Origin of the sequence: Roseomonas sp. OT10, from assembly GCF_020991085.1 — a bacterium.
In the GTDB taxonomy this organism is placed as follows: Bacteria; Pseudomonadota; Alphaproteobacteria; order Acetobacterales; family Acetobacteraceae; genus Roseomonas; species Roseomonas cutis.
Map to the genome: position 1 here is coordinate 4643837 of NZ_CP087719.1, position 20686 is coordinate 4664522.

Annotated in this window: 21 protein-coding genes and 2 pseudogenes; 5 read left to right on the forward strand and 18 right to left on the reverse strand. The window is 69.5% G+C overall.

Annotation, left to right across the window (positions count from 1 at the left end; all coding sequences use genetic code 11):
• Together LPC08_RS21170 and LPC08_RS21175 are read left to right on the forward strand one after the other, a co-directional pair.
• Positions 1–681 (forward strand): amino acid ABC transporter permease, encoded by a 681-nt coding sequence (locus LPC08_RS21170; RefSeq protein ID WP_230450213.1) that lies wholly within the window; start codon positions 1–3, stop codon positions 679–681.
• Between the two features lie 10 nt (positions 682–691).
• Positions 692–1366, forward strand: coding sequence for an amino acid ABC transporter permease (locus LPC08_RS21175; RefSeq protein ID WP_230450214.1), 675 nt, complete (start codon positions 692–694; stop codon positions 1364–1366).
• Positions 1367–1393: 27 nt separating this feature from the next.
• Here the strand turns inward: LPC08_RS21175 and LPC08_RS21180 are convergent, their stop codons facing one another.
• The 7 genes from LPC08_RS21180 to LPC08_RS21210 all read right to left on the reverse strand — a co-directional run bounded on the left by LPC08_RS21180 (position 1394) and on the right by LPC08_RS21210 (position 7071).
• Positions 1394–2170: an SDR family NAD(P)-dependent oxidoreductase gene (locus tag LPC08_RS21180; protein ID WP_230450215.1), complete on the reverse strand. Its 777-nt coding sequence runs from the start codon at positions 2168–2170 to the stop codon at positions 1394–1396.
• A 13-nt stretch (positions 2171–2183) separates the two neighbouring features.
• A complete protein-coding gene (locus tag LPC08_RS21185; RefSeq protein ID WP_230450216.1) occupies positions 2184–2951 on the reverse strand; it encodes an AroM family protein in 768 nt (255 codons plus the stop codon).
• A 41-nt stretch (positions 2952–2992) separates the two neighbouring features.
• On the reverse strand, positions 2993–3670 hold the full coding sequence (locus LPC08_RS21190; RefSeq protein WP_230450217.1) for an amino acid ABC transporter permease: 678 nt from the start codon (positions 3668–3670) through the stop codon (positions 2993–2995).
• The gene (locus LPC08_RS21195; RefSeq protein WP_230450218.1) at positions 3667–4359 is read right to left on the reverse strand and encodes an amino acid ABC transporter permease; all 693 of its coding nucleotides are present in this window, start codon (positions 4357–4359) and stop codon (positions 3667–3669) included. The genes LPC08_RS21190 and LPC08_RS21195 overlap by 4 nt, the downstream gene beginning before the upstream one ends.
• Before the next feature lie 10 nt (positions 4360–4369).
• Positions 4370–5224 (reverse strand): substrate-binding periplasmic protein, encoded by an 855-nt coding sequence (locus tag LPC08_RS21200; RefSeq protein ID WP_230450219.1) that lies wholly within the window; start codon positions 5222–5224, stop codon positions 4370–4372.
• 95 nt (positions 5225–5319) lie between these two features.
• Positions 5320–6060, reverse strand: coding sequence for an SDR family NAD(P)-dependent oxidoreductase (locus LPC08_RS21205; RefSeq protein WP_230450220.1), 741 nt, complete (start codon positions 6058–6060; stop codon positions 5320–5322).
• A 21-nt stretch (positions 6061–6081) separates the two neighbouring features.
• A complete protein-coding gene (locus LPC08_RS21210) occupies positions 6082–7071 on the reverse strand; it encodes a LysR family transcriptional regulator (RefSeq protein ID WP_230450221.1) in 990 nt (329 codons plus the stop codon).
• 163 nt (positions 7072–7234) lie between these two features.
• On the opposite strand from LPC08_RS21210, the gene rutA reads away from it, so the two are divergent.
• Positions 7235–8320: a pyrimidine utilization protein A gene (gene rutA / locus LPC08_RS21215; protein ID WP_230450222.1), complete on the forward strand. Its 1086-nt coding sequence runs from the start codon at positions 7235–7237 to the stop codon at positions 8318–8320.
• 20 nt (positions 8321–8340) lie between these two features.
• On the opposite strand, the gene LPC08_RS21220 is transcribed toward rutA, so the two are convergent.
• From LPC08_RS21220 to LPC08_RS21255, 8 genes and pseudogenes are all read right to left on the reverse strand, one after another.
• Positions 8341–9924: an ABC transporter substrate-binding protein gene (locus tag LPC08_RS21220; protein ID WP_230450223.1), complete on the reverse strand. Its 1584-nt coding sequence runs from the start codon at positions 9922–9924 to the stop codon at positions 8341–8343.
• Positions 9921–10853, reverse strand: coding sequence for a DMT family transporter (locus LPC08_RS21225; RefSeq protein ID WP_230450224.1), 933 nt, complete (start codon positions 10851–10853; stop codon positions 9921–9923). Before LPC08_RS21225 ends, LPC08_RS21220 begins: the two co-directional genes overlap by 4 nt.
• Positions 10850–12118 (reverse strand): hydantoinase/carbamoylase family amidase, encoded by a 1269-nt coding sequence (locus LPC08_RS21230; RefSeq protein ID WP_230450225.1) that lies wholly within the window; start codon positions 12116–12118, stop codon positions 10850–10852. Before LPC08_RS21230 ends, LPC08_RS21225 begins: the two co-directional genes overlap by 4 nt.
• A 16-nt stretch (positions 12119–12134) precedes the next feature.
• On the reverse strand, positions 12135–13505 hold the full coding sequence (locus LPC08_RS21235; protein WP_230450226.1) for an aspartate aminotransferase family protein: 1371 nt from the start codon (positions 13503–13505) through the stop codon (positions 12135–12137).
• Positions 13502–14683, reverse strand: coding sequence for an alanine racemase (locus LPC08_RS21240; RefSeq protein ID WP_230450227.1), 1182 nt, complete (start codon positions 14681–14683; stop codon positions 13502–13504). Before LPC08_RS21240 ends, LPC08_RS21235 begins: the two co-directional genes overlap by 4 nt.
• Positions 14680–15270, reverse strand: a complete 591-nt coding sequence (locus tag LPC08_RS21245) for an ABC transporter substrate-binding protein (RefSeq protein ID WP_230450228.1) — start codon at positions 15268–15270, stop codon at positions 14680–14682. The genes LPC08_RS21240 and LPC08_RS21245 overlap by 4 nt, the downstream gene beginning before the upstream one ends.
• Positions 15271–15489: 219 nt before the next feature.
• On the reverse strand, positions 15490–15774 hold the full coding sequence (locus LPC08_RS21250) for a hypothetical protein (protein ID WP_230450229.1): 285 nt from the start codon (positions 15772–15774) through the stop codon (positions 15490–15492).
• Between the two features lie 213 nt (positions 15775–15987).
• Positions 15988–16173: pseudogene (locus LPC08_RS21255) on the reverse strand (hypothetical protein); the annotation flags it as partial.
• A 522-nt stretch (positions 16174–16695) separates the two neighbouring features.
• Between LPC08_RS21255 and LPC08_RS21260 the strand changes: the two are divergent.
• Positions 16696–16869 (forward strand): annotated as a pseudogene (locus LPC08_RS21260) (transposase); the annotation flags it as partial.
• 124 nt (positions 16870–16993) lie between these two features.
• Positions 16994–17287 carry a transposase gene (locus tag LPC08_RS21265; RefSeq protein ID WP_230453129.1) on the forward strand — a complete coding sequence of 98 codons (294 nt, stop codon included), beginning with the start codon at positions 16994–16996 and terminating at the stop codon, positions 17285–17287.
• Positions 17288–17384: 97 nt separating this feature from the next.
• On the opposite strand, the gene LPC08_RS21270 is transcribed toward LPC08_RS21265, so the two are convergent.
• From LPC08_RS21270 to LPC08_RS21280, 3 genes are read right to left on the reverse strand one after another with little or no spacing between them, the layout of a single operon-like run.
• Positions 17385–19106 (reverse strand): M20/M25/M40 family metallo-hydrolase, encoded by a 1722-nt coding sequence (locus LPC08_RS21270; RefSeq protein ID WP_230450230.1) that lies wholly within the window; start codon positions 19104–19106, stop codon positions 17385–17387.
• Positions 19103–19885, reverse strand: a complete 783-nt coding sequence (locus tag LPC08_RS21275; RefSeq protein ID WP_230450231.1) for an ABC transporter permease — start codon at positions 19883–19885, stop codon at positions 19103–19105. The genes LPC08_RS21270 and LPC08_RS21275 overlap by 4 nt, the downstream gene beginning before the upstream one ends.
• The gene (locus LPC08_RS21280; protein WP_230450232.1) at positions 19882–20682 is read right to left on the reverse strand and encodes an ABC transporter permease; all 801 of its coding nucleotides are present in this window, start codon (positions 20680–20682) and stop codon (positions 19882–19884) included. The genes LPC08_RS21275 and LPC08_RS21280 overlap by 4 nt, the downstream gene beginning before the upstream one ends.
• Between the last annotated feature and the right edge of the window lie 4 nt (positions 20683–20686).

The window sequence follows — 20686 nt, forward strand, 5'->3', positions numbered from 1 at the left end:
ATGGAAGGACTCGAGGGATTCCTCTTCTCCTTCTTCAACCTGGAGGTCATGGCCCGCTACTGGCCGGCGGTGGCGCAGGGCTTCCTCCTGACGGTGATACTGGCTGGCCTCATCATCGTCACTGGCCTGGTCTCCGGCGTGCTACTGGCGTGCCTGCGCAGCCTCGGCATTCGCCCCCTGAACTGGACGCTCATCGTCGTCGTGGACCTGTTCCGCGCCCTGCCGCCGCTTGTCGTCATCATGCTCCTCTTCTTCGGTCTGCCGACGGTGGGCGTGAATTTCTCCGGCTTCGCGGCCACCTGGCTGGCGCTGTCGCTCATTCTCATGTCCTTCGCGGAGGAGGTCTGCTGGGCCGGCATCACCGCTGTCTCCAGGGGTCAATGGGAGGCGGCACGCTCGACGGGCCTCGGATTCGTCGCCGCCCTCCGCCTGGTCGTGCTGCCGCAGGCCCTTCGCATGGCCATCCCTCCCCTCACGAGCCGAGCCATCTCCATCACCAAGGGCACCGCGCTCGGCTCCGCGGTGGGCGTTTCGGAAATACTGGGCGCCGCGCAGAGCGCGATGGCCTTCTCCTCGAACCCCTCGCCTCTCACGCTCGGCGCCATCGCCTATGCCATCCTGTTCACCCCGATGATCGCGGTGGGGCGGTGGATCGAGGGCCGTTACAGCTGGAAGCGCTAGGGACAGCCGGATGAACGAGTTCGCCGAGGCCTTCCTCAACATCGACATCGTCCGGGAGGCGTCGCCGATCCTCCTAAGCGGCCTGCGCCAGACGCTCCTCCTCGCCATCATGGTGATCCCGGCCGGCCTGGTCGGAGGCGTCGTACTGGCCCTCCTGGCAAGCCTGCGCTCCAGTCTGGCGCGCCGTCTCGCCGCCCTCTGGACCGACCTGTTCCGCGGGATTCCCCCGCTCGTGCTGCTGGTCATGCTCTACTCGGGCCTGCCCTTCGCGGGCATCGACCTGGGCGCATGGGGCGCCGTCCTGCTGGGTTTCCTGCTCAACGCCAGCGCCTATTACGGCGAGATCCTGCGTGCGGGCATCAACAGCGTCCCCGTCGGACAGACCGAGGCCGCGCGCTCCACCGGCCTCGGGGCGGTGCCCACCATGGCTTACGTGGTGCTGCCCCAGGCGGTGAGGAACGTCCTGCCGGACCTGACGAGCAACACGCTGGAGGTGGTGAAGCTGACCTCCATCGCCAGCATCGTGGGCCTGCCGGAGCTCCTGTTCCAGGCGAGGCAGGCCCAGAACGTCACCTACAACGCCTCTCCCATCGTCGCGGCCGCCCTCGCCTACTTCCTGATCCTGTGGCCCCTCGTCCGGCTGGTGTCGCGTCTCGAGAACCGGGTGCTCTTCGCCCGGCGCTGATGACGGGCGCCGGGGGCGACGGGCCGATCATGCCATGAGCTGCCCGCCATTCACGTCCAGCACGACGCCGGTGATGTAGCTGGCATCATCGGAGGCGAGGAACAGGATCGCCGCGGCGATCTCCTCGGGCCGGGCGGCGCGCCGCAGCGGATAGGCCTGGACCCGCCGGCTCCGCTCCTCCTCACCCAGCGCGTCGTAGCGCGCCTTCACCCGTTCCGTGAAGGTGGTCCCGGGTGCGACGGCATTCACCCGGATGCCGTTCGGCCCTTCCTCCTGCGCCGTCTTGCGCGTCAACCCCATCAGCGCGGCCTTTGCCGTCGTGTAGGGGATGTTGGAGATGAGGGTCACGCTGCGTCCGGTGATGGAGGAGAGATTGACGATGCGGCCATCGCCGATCCGCCGCATCCCCGGCAGCACCTCGCGGGATGCGAGGAAGGCGGTGGTGAGGTTCACCGCGATGAACCGGTTGAACTCCTCCAGGCTGTACTCCTCGAGCGGCTTCGGGTTGGCGCCGAAGCCGAGGTTGTTCACGAGGATCGTCGGGTCCCCGACCTCGGCGCGGACCCGCGCGAAGGCGCTCCTGACCGAGGTCTCGACCGTCATGTCCAGGCTCTGGTAGAGCAGCCTGCCAGCGGCGTCGCCCGCCTCGCGGCGGAGGCTTTCGACCCATTCGGAATCCGGCGCCTCGAGATCCATGACCGCGGCAGTCCCCCCTTCCCGCAGGAAGCGCAGCACCGTCTGCCGGCCGATACCCTTGGCTCCGCCCGTGATGACCCCGACACGGTCCGCAAAGCGCTGATTCATCGATTGTCTCCCTTCAGGCCGCAAAGCGCCGGTCGTCGAAGCCGCAGCGCAGGATCGCCGCGGCCATGAGAGCCGTGACACGGTGCCCCATGAGGACGGGGCATCCCACCATCTCCTCCATCATCTCGGAGAGTGGCCGCGGGCTTGGGGAGATGAGGCCCCAGCCATAGCTCCAGACAACGATCACGTCCTTCCTGCCGCGGAGCGACGGCACGGCCGACAGCGGATCGCCCTCGAAGACGACATTGTCGAGGTCGAGACGCGAGGCAAAGGAGAGGCCCTGCCAGTGCTCGAGGTCCTTGCGTCCATGCCCCGCGGTCGTGAGCAGGCCGACGCGAAGCCGGGAGGAGGCATGCCCGGCCATGTCGCGCACGATGTTGGCCATGACGTCGGCGGGTTGCAGGAGCGGCACCGGGCTCCTGATCCCCTCCACCGGCAGGGGGGCGGCGGCGCAGAAGATGATGACGTCCGCACCGCCCGCGACGAGCCGGTCGACGGCCGCCTGCACCCGCGTCACCGCCCAGTCCATCCTCAGATAGCCGTGCACCGTGCCATTGGGCATGCGCGGCCCCACCGCACCCTCGGCCCTCACATAGGCACCCAGGACAACCTCCTCCGGCCCCCCCGTGTGGGGCGCGATCTCCGGCCAGGACAGGCCGTCGAGCAGATGCTCGATGCGGATCTCCACGGTCTGGCCGAGCGATCCGAGCAGGTGGCGATGATACTGCACGTACTCGTCCCGCGGTCCGTGTCCGGTCGTGATGAGTCCGATCTGAGGCATGTCGGAACAATCTCCCAATGGATTCTTTCGTGTGCCGCCGCTCATCGGACATGCGGCGGCAGGTCGCGCCGCTGGGCATTGGACATCCATCGCACCAGCGGCCAGGCGATGGCGACATAGATCAGCGCGGCCGCGGTCAGCGGGCTGGGATTGAAGGTCAGGCCCTGGCTGATCTGCGCGCTCCGCAGCAGATCCTGCATCGAGACCGCCGAGGCGATGGCGGTGAGCTTGAAGAGCTCAATGGCGTTCCCGAGAAGATCCGGCAGCACGTGTCGGACGGCCGGCGGCACCACCACCAGCAGCGTGGCGACCGTCCAACTCATGCCGAGGGAACGCGCGGCCTCCCGCTGGCCCCGGGGCACCGCCTCCAGCCCCGCGCGGAAGACCTCGGCGAAATAGGCGGAGCCGTTCAGCACCATGCTCAGCGTGGCGGCCAGGAACTGGGGCAGGCCGAGACCAACCAGCGGCAGCGCGTAGAACAGGAAGACGAGAAGCACGAGTGGCGGCATGGCGCGGAAGACGTCGACATGCGCCCTGGAAAGAAGGCGCGCCGTGCGGGACGGCGCCTCGCCGAGGCAGGCCAGCAGCAGACCGGCCAGGGCGGAGACCGGCAGCGCGACCAGCGTCAGCGCCACCGTCAGCCACAGGCCCTGCAGGAGCAGGGGCAGGCTCTGCAGGATGATGGGCAGGTTGAAGAAGGTGTCGATCAGCTGCGTCATCGGATCGGCCGCCGGGAGGACTGGCCGTCACCGAAGCGCCGCTCCAGTAGGCGGGTCAGCAGGACGAAGGGGAGGAAGAGGCCGAGGAAGAGCGCGGCGCCGACGGTGAGTGCCGTGGGATTGGCCAGGTTCGACTGGATGCTGTTCGTCACGCTCAGCAGGTCCGTGACCGCCACGGCCGAGCCAAGGGTGGTGGACTTGCCTGCCGCGATGGCGCGGTTCGTCAGCCCGGGGATGCTCATCCGCACCGCCTGGGGCATCGCCACCAACAGCAGCGTCGCGGTGAAGCCCATGCCGGTGCAGCGCCCGGCTTCCCACTGCCCGGTCGGAACGGTGGTGAAGGCCGCCCAGAAGACCTCCTCGCTGTAGGCGGCGAGGATCGCGGCGACGCACAGCACCGTCGTCCAGAACGGAGAGACGAGCACGTCGAGGTAGGGCAGGCCGAAATAGACCAGCATGATCAGCACCAGGGGCGGCAGGGTGCGTAGGAGGTCCACGGCGGCGACCAGGGGGAGGTTCAGCGGCCGCCAGCCATGGAGCCGCAGGACCGCCAGCGCCAGGCCGAGCGGGATGCCGATCAGGATGGTGGTCGCGGTCATGCCGATCGTGACGGAAAGGCCGGCCCAGATCGCCGGCCACTGCCCCCGGAGCGACCCGAAATCCAGGAAGCTGTGCAGCAGCTGTTGCAAGGTCCTGTGCCTAGCGGCAGCCCGGCGGTTCGGCGCTGGCGCGGAAGCCGGTGAAGCCCGGGGGGCCGAAGCCGGGCATCGGCGTGGCCGCGACGCTTCCCGGGGCCGGGTCGATGCCGAACCACTTGCGATGCAGGTCCCGCATGGCGCCGCTGGTCTTGATGCATTCCAGGATCACCTCCACGCGGTCCCGAAACGCCTCGTCCTCGTTGCGGAAGATCAGTCCGAAGGCCAGCCCGGTCTCCAGCGTCCTCGCCACCTGGATCGTGGGGGACAGCGTCACGAAGGAGCGGGCGACCGGCTCCTCGGTCAGCATGACCTGGGCCCGGCCGCTCAACACCGCCTGCAACGCATCCGCGGTCTTGTTGTAGCGCTGGATGGTGAAGCCATAGGTCTGGGCGTTGGCCGTGGCCCACTGGTCGTGGCTGCCGCCGGTGTTGACCGCCAGCGTGCGGCCCGACAGCGCCTCGAGGCTGTCGAGGCCGAGGTTGCGGCGGGTGATGAAGGCCATCCCGGTGGACAGGAAGGGTTCCGAGAAGAGCAGCCGCTCCGCGCGCTCCGGCCGGATGGTGACGGGCGCGGTGGACATCTCGAAACGCCCGGAGAAGAGGCCGGCGAACATCGCCGAGAAGTTCACATCGACGACCTCCATGCCCGGCCGGCCGAGCCGCTCGGCGATGAGCTTCGCGAGATCGTAGGAGAAACCCGCCACCTGCCCATTCGCCTCGGTGAAGGCGAAGGGGCGCTCTCCCACATCCAGCCCCACGATCAGCGGCCGGGTGTCGTCATGCCCCGCATTCTGTGCCCGGGCTGGCGTACCTCCCAGCACGGCGAGCATGGCAAGGGCGGGAAGCAGGCGCTTCATCGGGGTTGACCTCGTCTGACCGGCGGAAGCTTGGGAGGCAGGAGGCCGTCTGCCTAATCGCCATTTGTCGGTCGGGCATACCCGCCGCTTATGGGTTACGGGAGGAAGGTGCCGCCGTTCACATCGTAGCAGGCGCCGGTCACGTAGGACGCCTCCTCCGACGCCAGGAAGGCGATCACCGCCGCGACCTCCGCCGCTGACCCGTAGCGGCCCAGTGGAATGCCGCGCCCGAAGCCCTCCCGCTGCTCGGGTGTCCAGGCCGCGGCCAGGGCGGTGGCGATCGGACCGGGAGCCACGCTGTTGGCGGTGATGCCGTCCGGCGCGACCTCGTTGGCCAGAACCCGGGTGAAGCCGATCAGCCCGGCCTTGGAGGCCGAGTAGTGGGCGGCGGCCATGGGGGACAGGGTGCGCCCGGCACGGGATGCGACGTTCACGATACGCCCCCACCCCCGTCCACGCATGAGCGGCAGCAGCTCCCGGCAAAGCAGGAAGGGGGCGGTCAGGTTGACCGCCAGGTGTTCGTTCCAGGCTTCCGTGGAGATCTGCTCGATGGCGGCGCGGCGGCCGTCCTGCTTGCGGTGAATCCCGGCGTTGTTCACCAGTATGTCTACCTCGCGTCCCTGCCGGCGCAGCGTCGCGGCGAAGTCCAGGATGGCCGCCTCCTCCGCGAGGTCGACGCGATGCGCCTCGCCGCCCAGCGCCGCGGCGAGCGGCGCAACGGCAGCATCCCGGTCGACCAGGACGACGCGAAGGCCCGCTTCCGCGAAGCGGCGCGCCGTCGCCTCCCCTATCCCGCTCGCCGCACCGGTGACGATGGCGACACGCCCTTTCGGCATCGATCCTGTCCTCACATGGCTTCAGCCATGATCGGACGACCGGCCTTTCCGAGGCGCATGCGGATTCGTCCGCGGGTCATGCGCGCCGGATATGGGGGGCTCGAGGAGATCGTAGGCGTGCTCGGCCACCAGCTCGCGCAGCATCTCCACGAAGGTGGTGGTGACGACGGAGGCTGGCTGGTGGACGGACGTCAGGAGATGGTAGCGGAGATAGGGGTCTCCGCGCAGCGGCCGCGCGACGAGCCCCGGCCACACGGCGTGATCGAAGGAGAACTCGTCCACGATGGCGATGCCCATGCCTGTCTGCACGAGGCTGCAGGCCAGCCCGGTGACGCGCACGGAGCAGGCCACCTGCGGCGGGCGGTGGCCATGCGACAGGAACTGCTGGATGACGGCGCCGACCGGCGTGTCCTCCTCCTGGAGCACCATCGCATGCTCCAGCATGTCTCCGGGGGAGACCTCGCGCCGCGAGGCCAGGGCATGCTCCCTCGGGCACACGCAGACGAGCCGGGAAGCGCCCAGCGGGGCGGACGCGATGTTGGGATGCTCGCCCCGCGTCAGGGAGATGCCGAGGTCGAAGTCGCCGCGCGCCACCGCCTCCACGATCTGCCGGTGCAGCAGGAGATCGATGACGACCTTGACGTCGGGATAGGCCCGGTGGAAGGCGCCGACGGCACGCGGGGCCAGCGACTGGCCCAGGCTGGGGACGGAGGCTAGGCGCAGCGTCCCGGTCTTCACCCTGGCGAGGCTGCCGGCCAAGCTCTGCACGCGCTGCACGCCCTGGTACACGCGCTCGATCTCGGCGAAGAGGCGCTGCGCCTCCGGCGTCGGTTGCAGCCCGGTCGCCCGGCGGACGAAGAGCTGGACGTGGGTCCTGTCCTCGACCTGGCGCAGCACCCGGCTCACCGCCGGCTGTGAGATGGAGAGGAGACGGCCGGCCGAGCTGACCGAACCGGTCAGCATGATGGCGCGGAACACCTCGATCTGGCGCAGGTTCAACGCTGGTCGCACCTCGTCGCGATCCGGCCGCCACGATGGCGCCCGCATCTCCGTGCTTAGCCCTTATGGTGCGGGGGTATTCGCCCAGGCTATGGGGTTGCCAAGGCTTTTTTCTGCTGATCCGTTCGCGCACCGCCTAAAACGCGGGCGACGGCATCGGTCAGAGGCATTCCGCATGAAGCTCGGCGTATTCCTGCCTGTCGGTAACAACGGCTGGCTCATCTCCTCCACCTCTCCCCAGTTCATGCCGAGCTTCGAGTTGAACCGCGATGTCACGCAGGCGGCAGAGCGTTACGGCTTCGATTTCGTGCTGTCGATGATCAAGCTGCGCGGCTTCGGCGGTCCGACGCAGTACTGGGACCACGCGCTGGAATCCCTGACGCTGATGGCCGGGCTGGCTGCGGTCACCGAGCGGATCAGGCTGTTTGGGACGGTGTCGTGCCTCACCATCCCGCCGGCCATCGCGGCGCGCATGGCAGTGACGATCGACTCCATCTCCGGTGGCCGCTTCGGGCTGAACATGGTCACGGGCTGGCTGAAGGCCGAGTTCGAGCAGATGGGCCTCTGGCCGGGAGAGGCGCATTTCGCCCGACGCTACGAATATCTCACCGAATACGTGACGGTGATGAACCAGCTTTGGTCACAGGGCCGCTCCGACTTCCGGGGCGACTTCTTCCGGATGGACGATTGCCGTCTCGGCCCCCTGCCGTCGGCCCGCATCCCGCTCGTCTCTGCCGGAACGAGCGAAGCAGGCATGCGCTTCGCCGGCGCCTATTGCGACTACAACTTCTGCTCCGTCGGCGGCCTCAACCGGCCCGGCAACTTCGCCCCCATGGTGCAGCGGCTCAACCGTCACGCCGCCGGCATGGGCAGCGCCACCCGCGCCCTCGCCCTCACGATGATCATCGCCGATGAGACGGACAGCGCGGCGATGACACGTTGGGAGCGCTACAAGGAAGGCGTCGATCTCGTGGCGATCGGCTGGCGCGACGCCCAGGCTTCCGCCGATCGCAATGCCGAGGCCCATTCGACGGCCGGCCGCAACGTGAGCAGCGGCACGCCGTTGCCGACGCAGGGCTCGGTCCTGGTCGGCTCCTATCGCAGCATCGCCGCCATGCTGGACGAGATGGCGTCCATCGAGGGGCTGGAAGGCGTCATGTTGAGCTTCGACGAGTTCCGTGAGGGAATCGATGCGTTCGGACGCCATATCCTGCCCCTGATGGAAAGCCGCCGCCGCAGTTCGGCCACCGCGGCCGCGTGAGGTGGGGGGGCCGCCTCGCATCAACCCTTCCCGATGCCCCAGAAGCATGGGAAGGGCGCCGAGATCACGCCCTGCACCTCCTGCCGCCACGCCATCTTCGTCATGAAGAAGCCGGTCGGGATCGAGGTGACCGCCCGCATCGAGGCCCGGTTCAAGGCTCCCATGGCCTGCTTGGCCCCCGCCTCGTCCGTGGCGGCGTACCAGTCGGCGATTCGCGCCTGCACGGCCTCGTCCCGTGGCCAGCCGAACCAGGCCTTGTCGCCGGTCGCGTCGAGTTGGCTGTAGCCTGCCGGCGTCACGCAGCCGGAACCGGGGTTCCAGGTGTGGAAGGCATGCCAGCCGCCCTGCTCCGGCGGCCCCTTGTTCGCGCGGCGGCTGCCGACCGTGCCCCAGTCCAGCGACTGGAAGTCTACGTTCAGGCCGAGTCGGCGCATCAGGTCCGCCGTGACCTCGCCCTGTGCCTTGGTGATGGCGACGTCAGTCGCGACGAGGAGGACCACCCTCTCACCGCCATAGCCCGCCTCGGCGAGCAGGCGGCGGGCCTCGTCCAGCCGGCGCGGCCCGCGCAGCACCTCCCCGCCTTCCTCCGTGTAGTAGGGTGTGCCCGGCGTGAAGAAGCTCGGCAGGCGTTTCCACATGGCGGGGTCGTCCCCTGCCACCGCCCGCATGTAGTCCTCCTGATCCACTGCCATCTGCAGCGCGCGCCGCGCGCGGACATCGTTGAAAGGCGGGTGCAGGTGGTTGAGGCGCAGGATGCCGAGATTGCCTAGCGGGTCCGCGATGCCCGTGCGGATGCCGCGCCGTCCCTCCAGCAGCGGCATCAGGTCGGAGACCGGGCTCTCCCACCAGTCGATCTCGCCGGAGACCAGCGCGTTGGCGGCCGTGGCGGCATCCGGCATGGTGATCCATTCGACCCGGTCCACCAGCACGCGCTTGCCACCCGCCAGCCAGTCCGCCGGCTCCGGCCGCGGGCTGTAGGCGTCGAAGCGCTCGAAGACGGCGCGCGATCCGGCGACCCATTCGTCGCGACGGAAGCGCATCGGGCCGGAGCCGATGTACTCCGGGACCACCTTGAAGGCGTCCAGCTCCGCGATCCGCGCTGGCATGATGGCCAGCATGTTCGAGCGCGGCTTGGCGAAGGCATAGAGAAGCTGCGGGAAGGGCTGCTTCAGCCGCAGCCGGAAGCGCCTGTCGTCCAGGACCTCCACCGTGTCGAGCCGCGCCTGGAGGATCTGGCCCATGCTGTCGCGCCGCATCCAGCGGGCGATGCTGGCCACGGCATCCTTCGCCAGGACCGGCTCGCCGTCGTGGAAGCGGAGATCCGGGCGCAGCACGAAGGTCCAGATCCTGGAGTCATCGGACAGCTCGTGACCGGCACACATCTGCGGGCGGGCCACGAAATCCGCCCCGATGCCGTAGAGGGTATCGTAGACGAGGCGGCTGCCGTTGGCCACGACGAGCTGGGTGCCCGCCACCGGATCCAGGTTCGGCAGGTCCGCCTGCGGCACGAAGCGCAGGATCCGGCCTGGCTGGGCCCGCGCCAGCCGCGGCCCCGCGAGTGTTGTGGCCGCGCCCGCGGCCAGGAGGGTACGGCGTCCGATCATGGTCTGCCTCGTCGCATGCTGGAGGGAAGGAGCTTGGGGGATAGCGGCCAGCGGGCTCGGCCGGCGAGCACCAGCAGGCCCAGGCCGACCATGGCGGCGCCGAGCCATTGCACCGGCAGGAGGCGTTCGCGGAAGACGAGGGCGCCGAGCAGCATCGCGTTCACCGGCACCAGCATCATGGCGATGGAGGAAGCGCCCGCTCCGGCACGCTCGAGGATGGAAAAGAACAGGACGAAGGCGAGGCCGGTGCAGGCCAGGCCCAGCACCGCGACCACCAGCAAGGTGCCGCCGGAGGGCATCGGGAGGGTCCACGGCCGCTCCAGCAGCAGCGCAAGGGGAAGGACCAGCAGCGCGGCGGCGGCGATCTGCCCGGCGGCCGCGGCGAGCGGCGGGATGCCCAGGCGACGGAAGCTCCTGCCCTTGATGGCGGCGAGGGCCTGCGACAGCGCGGCGAGGCAGGCCGCGCCGATGGCCAGCCTCGTGCCGCCCGCGGCAGGCGCGGTGACGACGGGCGAAACCAACACGGCGACACCCACCAAGCCGAGGCCCGTGCCTGCGATCCGAGTCCGGGTGAGATGCTCCTCCGCGGTCAAGGCATGGGCGAGCAGGACGGTCAGCAGCGGCGTCGCAGCATTCACCACGGCGCCAAGCCCCATCCCGATCCATTGCTGGGCCCAGATGATGCAGGAGAAGGGGATGAGGTTGTTGAGTGCTCCCATGGCGAGGCAATTCCGCCAGACGGCGCCGGACCAGGGCACGACGGGCCGCAGCGTGGCCAGCAGCAGGAGCAGCGTACACGCGCCCAGGGCCGTCCGCAGGAAGACGATGGTGAGCGGCGGCAGCTCCCGCACGGCCAGCTTCATGCAAAGGAAGCTGCCGCCCCACAGCAGGGACAGCAGCACGATCCGGACCCAGACGGCCCGTGTCACGGGGTCGCGCCAGCCTCGCGCCGGCCCGGACCGCCAGCAGGGGCATTCCGCATGATCCCGGCGGCGGCGGTGGCGAAGACCTGGCAGCCCAGCACGAGGTCCTCGTCCGAGGTGTTCTCCGTCCAGTGATGGCTGATGCCGCCGATGGACGGCACGAAGAGCATCGCCGCGGGCATTCGCAGCGCGAGGATCTGCGCATCGTGCCCGGCGCCGGACTGCATTCGGGTCCATAGCCCCGGCGCATGGCGCTCGGCCGCCTCGGCGACGGCCGCGACGAATCCCGCATCCATGATCGCCGGCTTCGAGAAGGAGACGCGCTCGATGCCGAGGCGGCATGGGCCGCGCGCATCTGCCTCCGCCACCATGGAGCGCAGCGCTTGCTCCATCCGTTCCAGGACGGCGTCGTCCACATCGCGCATCTGCACCATCATCGTGGCGCGCCCCGGGATGACACTGGGGAAGTTGGGTTCGAGATCGATCCGCCCGATGGTCCAGACCGTACGCTCGGCGGCCAGGCCCGCGAAGCCTTCGTCGATGGCATTGCACAGCCGCGTGACGGCTGCGCGCGCGTCCCGACGGATCGGCATGGGGGTGGTGCCGGCGTGGTTCTGGATGCCTTCGGCCGTTACCCGGAACAGCCGCACGCCGACGATGCCAGTGACGGCGCCGATCCGCAGCCCCGCCTGCTCCAGCGTGGCGCCCTGTTCGATATGCGCCTCCATGTAGCCGAGGTAGCGCCCCTCCTCGAGCCGCTGCTGCGCCAGCCCCGCGAATCCGGCCTGCTGCAGCGCCTCCCGCAGGGGCTGGCCGTCGATGCGGCTGACGGAGGCATCCAGCATCTCCTCGGTCAGCGTCCCGATGAAGGAACGGCTGCCGAGGTAGTTCATGAAGAAGCTCTCCTCGTCGGCCCAGGCGGCGACGTCCACCCCCATGCCGTCGCAGTCCGGGTCCTCGCGCAGCGCGCGCGCGACTTCCAGCCCGTAGATGACGCCCATCACGCCGTCCAGCCAGCCGGAATAGGATTGGGTCTCGCTGTGCGAGCCCATCAGGAGGCGCGGGCCGGCGCCGGGACAGCGGCCGAAGACATTGCCCACGCCGTCGATCCTGGCGTCCAGGCCGGCCTCGCGCATGCGCTCCACCAGCCAGTGGCGGGACTCAACGTCCTGGGGCGAGAAGGTCGGGCGGTGCACGCCGGTCCGGTAGGCGCCGAACTGCGCGATGCGGCGCAGGTCGCCGAGCAGGCGCTCGCCGTTGATGCGGGGCATGGTCCGTGTCCTCCGGTCAATGGGCAGCGAGCGATGCGGCGCGGGGCGCAGGCGCCGCGGCATCCTCCGCCATGCGGCGGAACGCCGAATCCATGATGGCCAGGGCCGCGTCGATCTCGGAATCGGAGATCGTGATCGGCGGCATCATGCGGATGACGTTGTTGTAGGCGCCGCAGATGTTGAGGATCAGCCCGCTCTCCAGGCAAAGGTCGTGGAAGCGCCGGCATTCCGCATCGGCGGGCTCCTTGCTGTCGCGGTCGCGGACCAGCTCCATGCCAAGCAGAAGGCCACGCCCGCGGATGTCGCCGATCCACTCCCAGCGCTGCGCCATCCGCCGCAGAGCCGCCTTGATCGCTTCGCCCTTGCGGCGGGACTGCTCGATCAGACCTTCCTCCTTCAGCACGCGCAGGACGGCGAGTCCGACAGCGCCGGCGAAGGGGTCGTTCACGTGCGACGCGCTGTGCATGAAGCGCTTCTCAACCAGGATGTCGACGATCTCCGGCGTGGTGGTGACGGAGCTGACCGGGAGGCCGGCGCCCAGGGTCTTCGACAGCGTGATCACGTCCGGCACGAAGCCGTAGTCGTGGGAGACGAGCCAGGAGCCGGCCCGCCCCAGCCCGGTCTGGCATTCGTCCATGATGAGGAGCATGCCCCGCTCCTCCGCGAAGGTCTTGAGCCCCCGGAGGAAGGAGACGGGCGGCTCGGTGACCCCACCCGCGCTGAGGATGGGTTCCACCAGGACCGCGGCGGGGCTTCCCTGGCTCTGGGCGTCGAAGAGCGCGGTCCCCATGGCGAGGCACTCCCGCACGCTCTCCTCGCAGACCCAGCCGTCGTCGGTGGCCTTGCGGGTCGCGTGGCGGGACCGGTAGCAATCCGGCACGGGGAAGGCGAAGGTGCCTGGAACCCCCGGCCCGTAGCCGCCGCGGGTGCCGCTGGTGAAGGTGCTGGCCCGCGGGCCGGAGGTCATGCCATGGAAGGCGCCTGCGAGTGAGACCACCTCCCAGTTGCCCGTGGCCTTCTTGGCCAGGTGGATGGCCATCTCGTTGGCCTCGCTGCCCGAGCTCTTGAACAGGGACTTGCTCAGGCGCCCGGGCATGATGGCGGCGAGTTCGGCCGCCAGAAGGATTCCTGTCTCGCTCTGCATGTTGGCGTTGCAGTGGAGCATGCGCTCGCAGGATTCGCGCAGCGCCTCCACGACGGCCGGGTGGCTGTGCCCGATGGTGGAGCAGACCTGGCCGCTGAGGAAGTCGATGTAGCTGCGGCCGTCGGTGTCGCCCACGATGCTGCCCTGGCCCGTGGCCATGATCGGGGCGCGGATGACACCGGGCTTGTGCGGGATGATGTGCTTGCGCGCCAGATCCAGGAGCGTCTCCGTGCGTGGCGTCATGTCTGCCCTTCCCCTTGCGGCCCGTGGCGGGCCGCGTCGTCGTGGATGAGGATGCGCGGCAGGTGGTCGCGCATCTGCCCGAAGAAGGTCGTACCCTCCGCGTCCCAGAGCCGGCCGATCTCCTCCCGCGTGATCTCCGCCGCGTCCTGCCGGCCGAAGAGCGTCGCCTCGTCGCCCAGCCCGGCGTCGATCCCCGTCAGGTCCAGCCGCAGATGCTCCAGGTGGATGGGGGGCAGCACGGGCGCCCTTTGGCCGCGCACCAGCACGGCCGCCCCCGGGGCCATCCGGCGCGGCAGCCCGTCGCCCCAGCCCACGGGCAGGACACCGACGCGCATCCCCGGGCGGATCGGGAAGGGTGCGCCTGCCTCGTCCGTCCGCAGCACGGAGGCCACCTCCTTCACCGCCACCAGACGCGACCGGAAGGCGGTCAGCACCGGCCGCAGCCGGATCGGGCGGGCGGGGCTGGCCACGGGCGTCACGCCGAGCAGCAGCCGCCCGGGATCCACCCCGCTGAGATCCATCTCCGGATGCGCCAGCACCGTCTCGGAGGAGGAGATCATCTCCACTGGCGGCGTGATGCCGAGCGCACGCAAGGCCGAGCCGAAGGCGGTGAAGCGGGCGAACTGGGCGCGCAGGCCCGCCTCGTCCTCCGGGCGGACATTGGCATGGGCGTAGCAACCGGCGAGGTGCAGCCGGGGGGATGCCGCCACCCGGCGGGCGACGGCCAGGGCTTCCTCAGGCCCCGCGCCGCCCCGCAGGAGCCCGACATCGAGCTTCACGAAGACCGGGCGCGACGACCGGAAGGCGGCCTCCCAGGCCAAGGTCTCCGCCATCCCGCCCAGGCTCACGGTCAGGTCATTCGCTTCCACCAGCGGCGCCGCGTCGGGCAGGACGCTGGGGTAGAGAAGCACCGGGCGCCCGACCCCGGCCTGGCGGATGGCAACACCGTCCCGGATATTCGCCACCGCGAAGCCGTCGACCCAGGGAGCGGCCGCGCGGGCCAGGGTCGCCGCGCCGCAGCCGTAGCCGTTGCGCTTGACGCAGGCATGGATCTGCACCCCCGGGGGCAGGGCGCGGCGGATGGCGGCCGCGTTGGCCGCTGCGGCGCCGGGCTCCACCTCGATCCAGCTCGGCCGGGCCAGGGCCGCGGCGTCGACGGATGCCGCGCCGGCGTTCACCTTGGCACCCCGAGGGAGGCGGCCGGGCGTCGGAGAAGCCGTGCCGTATTGATCAAGGCACGAGTATGCCCGTGCCGGGGCGAGGCGAGGCGAGGCGAGGCGAGGCGAGGCGAGGCAAAAGCCGTGGGACAATCTCTCGCCTCCACCACCTCGCCGCGACGCGGGGCGAGGATCTCGTCCGCCAGGCAGCGCACCGTCACCAGATCGTGCGAGATGAGCACCATCGACATGCCAAGCTGCGCCTTGAGGTCCGCCAGGAGGTTCATGACCTGCGCCCGCACGGACACGTCTAGCGCCGAGATGGGCTCGTCCAGCACGAGCAGCCGCGGGTGCACGAAGGCCATGTCCGCCTCGCCGGCGCGAAGCATCGCCAGGCGTGCATTGCGCTGCGCGCCGGGAAGGAGGCGCAGGGTCGCGAAGCTGGGCACCCGCTGTAGGTTCCAGTAGGCCTCGTTGGCCGTCATCGTCACCTCGATGCCTGGGCGGAAGCCCGCGAACTTCCATGGCCCGCTGCCGACCGGCGTACCGGAAAGCTCCCAACCCTCGCCCTTGCGGCGACAGGCGTGGCAGGATGCACACGTTGGCATCGCGCGAACTCAGCGTGGCGAAGAAGGTGACGTCAGGCGCGTTGAGGTCGATAGCGGCACCCTGTTCCCCCTCCGCGCTGACTTGCCGGATCGAGCGTCGCAGGATGCCGCAGACGATGCACACCGCCTCCTGGGCACGCAGCCGCTCCGTTAGGGTGAAGACGACGTCGTCCACCGTCGCCGGCCGGCCATCGTGCCACCGGGCACCCCGACGCAGCATCACGCTGAGGCGCATCCCGTCCTGACGGGTTTCCAGCGCTCCGCCAGACCATCGCCAGGGGACAATGTCCCATCCGGCGCCGTACCGATCAGGGCATCGTAGATCGCGTCGTTGCAGACGAGATCCTGCGCGTTGGAGAGCCCGGGATCTAGGGCCTCGCGATCCAGATTCGTGACCACGACGGTCACTGTCCCGTTCGGCGCAGTCAGAGCTGGAGTGACATCTGTACTGCCGATGAAGGCGAGGCCACCGATCGCCATTCGCACGCTCAGCCGATGCAGCATCGACACCACCCCATCGCAACCGTGATCAGGCACAACGGTGATCTTTCCTCGATCGCCCCTGTGGCGGCCTGGAGACATCCGCTTGCTGACGGGAGAAGGATCGATGTCCGCTCAATTGTAAAATGCTCTCTTATGCTGACCCCATAAGATTCCCTGATACTGCACACACCAATGGCCGCCTGAGCAGCTTGAGGGCACCATTGTTGTTGCCCCCTAATGCTCGACTCTCCCGGTCGCACCCATCAAAGTGGCGGAGATTGAGATGTAGATTGGGGCAGCCACGCTCAGGTGGCCTGGGGTGGAGTTCGGGTTCAGCAGCCCGGCCACCGCCTCGGTTCCCATGTAGCGGTGCTGGAGCTGCCATTTGTCGTTGGCTTCCAACAGGACCGTGCCGATTAGCACTACCTGGGCACTTTGAAGGGAAGTATCGAAGCCTGTCTGCTGCGTGATGGAGCGGAAGGCGGGGCGATGGTTATCCAGGGGGGGCAACGACCTGGACAGCTAGCTCGCACCTTTTCTCGAGGTGATGGTGACCTACCCCCTTAGAAACGTGCCGTTGCCGATCCTGCCCCGGGAGCAGCTGGAGGCGCCGGACGTGCCCCGGCAGCCGCCGCGGGAGGACCTGCTCCGGCGCTGGCGCTAATACTGTATCCAGCCGGCGGCGCTTTCATCATTTCCCTGTCTGGGTCTCAGAGACCACTGCTGCCGCCTGCCCTCATTGCCTGGAGGAGCAGTGGCTGTGCCGGAGGGTCTCATGAGACCTGTGCGCGGATGCGCTTGATCTGGCGGGGCAGGTTCTGATTCGATGTCGCTGCGAGGGTTGCGGCGGCGGCGATGGCGCGGCGGCGGATCGGGCAGGAGCGTCTGTCCCTGGGCGGTCCCTCGCCGAAGGGCGGCACGGCGCGCGACGTGATCGGGACGATGATCGACTGGGCCGAGCTGGAGGCCCTGCTGGCGGGGATCTCGGCGTCGAAGGGCGAGGCGGGCTGGCCGCCGCTGGCGCTGTTCCATGCGCTGCTGCTGGCGACCTGGCACGACCTGTCGGATGTCCGCCTGGCGGAGGTGCTCGACGACCGGGCGAGCTTCCGGCGGTTCCGTGGCTTTGCCCGGCAGGAGCCTGTGCCCGAGCGCACGGCCTTCGTGCGGTTCCGCGCCGCGCTGGTGCAGCGCAAGCTGGACCGCGTGCTGTTCGAGGCGGTCACGCGCCAGCTCGACCGTCATGGCTCCGTGGTGTGGACCTCTATGCTGGCCCGATGCGACGCTGCTGCCCTCGGCCAGCATCCGCATCACCTGGGGGGAGCCGGCGGCGCTGGCGCGGCTGGAGGCGCACAATGCGGCCGTCCGGCACGTCCGCTGCCGAATCGAGAAAGTCTTCGGCACCTGCAAGCGAAGCTACGGCCTGCGGCGCATACTCTGGCTCGGCCTGGCCAAGGCAGGGCTACAGGTGCGCCTCGCCGCCATCGCCTACACCCTGCGCCGGAGCCTCGGTCTGCTGAATGAGCAGCGCGCATGACCTGGCGTCCGGGTCCAGACGCTATCCGGATGTCGGCACAGGGCGCTCGGTAGCAGCAAAAAGCCGCCTCCGCAGCCCACCTCCAGCGCAAACTCGCTCAGCAACCGTCCCCAGCCTCGCCGCACCCACGCATCAGGGCAATCCGCGCACAGGTCTCATTAGCTGGACGCATAGCCCTGCCGGCGTCCCCTTCCGCCGAGGCTGCTGGGGATGGCTCCCAGCCCGGTGGCAGCATCGGCTTGTTCCACCCATGGCCCCGGACGGTCTCGACATATTCGGGCCAGGGCCAGTCGATCGGGGGGCGAAAGCCAGCCGGCAACAGGGGCGCCACCCATCGGCTGCCACCATGGCCTCCGCCCGTGCGTTCGGCGAACTCGGCCCTGGCGGCGCCGAGAATGCAGGGATTCTGCATCAGGCCCACCAGCGTGGAGCCGATCACCTCGCCCGCCTTGCAGATCATCGGGTCCATCATCGCCGGCACGCCGCCCATCGCATTGCGCGCCCAGTCCGGATAGCGGAAGCCCGGCTGCAAGGGGCGAAGCATGGGGCGGCCGACGAACAGCCGCACCGTCGGGACATGCCACGTGTATTCGGTATAGTCGTCCGAGGTGTAGTTGCGCTGCCACTCCGGCAGGGTGCGCCGCAACTGCCGCTCTCCCTCCTCCGGATCCTGCAGGACGGAGATTTCAGGAAGCAGCGGGTCGGCCACCTCCGGCAATCCCAAATTGCCCAGAATTCGGCGGGCGAAGCCCAGAGCCTCCTCGCCCCAGGAGGGTGGGCCGCAATCGCGGAAGACATCCATGGTGAAGCGGGCCAGGGCATGGTTCGGGATGCCGTGGCGCACCTTCGCCACCCAGTCCGCGCGCCAGCGGCAATGCGTCGCGAGCGCGGCCGCGGCGGCGTTCTGGTCCAGCACCCGCTCGATGCGCTCCGCCATCTCCAGTGTCGTCACGCGCCAGGCGTACTGGATCTGCGCGAAGCGCGGCGCGTGGTTGTCGGCGCAGGCATCGCCCGCCGCCAGGATCGCCTCGTTCAGGGTCCAGCGGCCGTCATGCGTGAGCATGCTTTCGCGCGTCAGCTTGCTGACCGTGTACATCATGACGAGCGCATCGGTCGCGCCCGGCGCCCGGGCGACGGCCGCGGTGTTGTAGACCGGCTGGGCCCGTCCGCCATCGGCCGCAGCACCCAGCCAGCTTTCCGGCTCGAAGCAGGTAAAGGTGTAGATCTTGCTCCAGTAGCAGCCGCAATGCGTGTCCCAGACGACGCTGTTGGCCAGCCCCGGCAGGTAGTGCGGGTGGAAGGACAGCATCGCATCCAGACCGTCATAGGCGCCGTTCAGCGCATGCACCGCCTTGGCGCCGCAGACCTTCTCCGCCGGCTCGCCGAAGAGGACGAGAGTGCCCGGCAGGCCGAACCGGTCCTTCGCGGCCTTCGCCGCCAGCATGCCCGACAGCGCTCCGATTCCGAGCGCGGAATGCGGGTCGGTATGTCCCGCCGCGGCCCAGTGCAGCCCCTCGCGCGGCTTGCGGAAGGGCACGGGCTCCTGGCTCTGCCCCGGCACCGCATCGTATTCCGCGTGCGCCCCCAACACCGGCCCACCCTCGCCGTAGCGTGCGATGAAGGCCGTGGGCATGCCGCAGGACGGGTTCTCGACGGTGAAGCCCTCCGCCCTTAGCCGCTCCACGTACCAGGCTGCGGAGCGGTACTCCCGCCAGGCGGGCTCATGCAGGTGCCAGATCGCCATGTGGTCGGCCGAGATCCGATCCCCGTTCGCCGCGATCCAGTCGCGCGCGAAGGACTGGGCGGGGCTGAGAGTCATGGCTGCGGGCCTCTCCGGCGGCGGAGCCACCCCTCGGCCAGCAGGCCCAGGGCGGTGGCGAGGATCATGAGGGTGGCGACGGCCGCGATGGCCGGATCCACATTGTCGCGGATGCCGTCCCAGATGGCGCGCGGCAGCAGGTAGACGTTCAGGCCGGTGATGAAGAGCGTCACCACCGTCTCGTCCCAGGCCGAGACGAAGGCCAGGGCCGCCCCGGCGAGGATGCCGGGGCGGATCTGCGGCAGCGTCACCCACCACAGCGTCTGCCACCGCCCCGCGCCGAGCCCGCGGGCCGCCCTCTCCAGCCGCGCATCCATGTTGGCGAGGCTGGCGGAGGCGGCGATCATCACGAAGGGAAGGCTGGTCAAGGTATGGGCCAGGACCACGCCGGCATAGGTGTCGACCAGGCCCAGCCGCGCCAGATGCCGATACAGCGCCACGGCGCTAACGATGCCCGGCACGACGATGGGCAGCAGCACCAGGATGCGCAGGACCTCGCCCAGCCGCGAGGCGATCCGCCAGAAGGCGACGGCGCTGGGCACCCCCAGCGCCAGGGCCAGCAGCGTCGCCGCGGCCGCGCAGAGGAAGCTTCGCAGGATGGCGCCGGACCACAGCGCGTTCTCCCAGAGGGCACGGTAGTGCTGCAGCGAAACGCGCTCCTCGGGAAGCGAGAGGAAGCGCTGGTCGGTGAGTGAGACGGGCACCACCACCAGCATCGGCAGCACGAGGAAGCCGAGCACGAGCCACGCCGCCATCCGGACGGCCGCGACGCGGCTCACGATGCGCCGAGGAGGCGGCGCGGATCGACCCAGCGGGAGGCGGCGCCGATCGCGAGGCCCACGGTCAGCAGCAGCGAGGTCGCCAGCATGGCGGCCACGCCCCAGCGCAGCAGCTCCTGCACGTTCCAGGCGATCAGCTCGGCGATCATCATCGTCCGCCCGCCGCCCAAGATCGCCGGGGTGACGTAGAAGCCGAGCGAGAAGACGAAGACCAGCACGGCCGCCGTGACCAGGCCGGGCAGAGTCTGCGGCAGGAAGACGCGGCGGAAGGCGGTGAAGGGACCGGCGCCGAGCCCACGCGCCGCGGCGACATGGCGGCGGTCGATGCCGCGCATGTTGGCCAGCAGTGGCAGCACGGCGTAGGGCACCATGTAGTGCACCATGCCGATCAGCACGCCGGTCTCGTTCCGGACCAGGGCTAGGGGCTCCGACACCAGCCCGCTGCCCAGAAGCAGCGCGTTCACCATCCCTTCCCGGCGCAGCAGCATCACCCAGGCAAAGGCCCTGGCCAGGACCGACAGCCAGAAGGGCAGCAACACGCAGAACAGCATGAGCCGCGCCTGCCGCTCGGGCGCGCCCAGGATGGCATAGGCCAGCAGGTAGCCGAGCGCCACGGCGACGAGGGTGGTGACCGTGCCGAGGCGCAGGGTGGTGAGCAGCGCACGCTGGATCGGCGCGCTGTCCCAGAGCAGCGCGTAGTTGCCCAGGCCGGGATGCGGTTCCGTCACGGAGAGCTGCAACAGCTCCAGCAGGGGGGCGAGGTAGAAGGCGGCGCAGAAGAGCAGCGTCGGCGCCACCAGG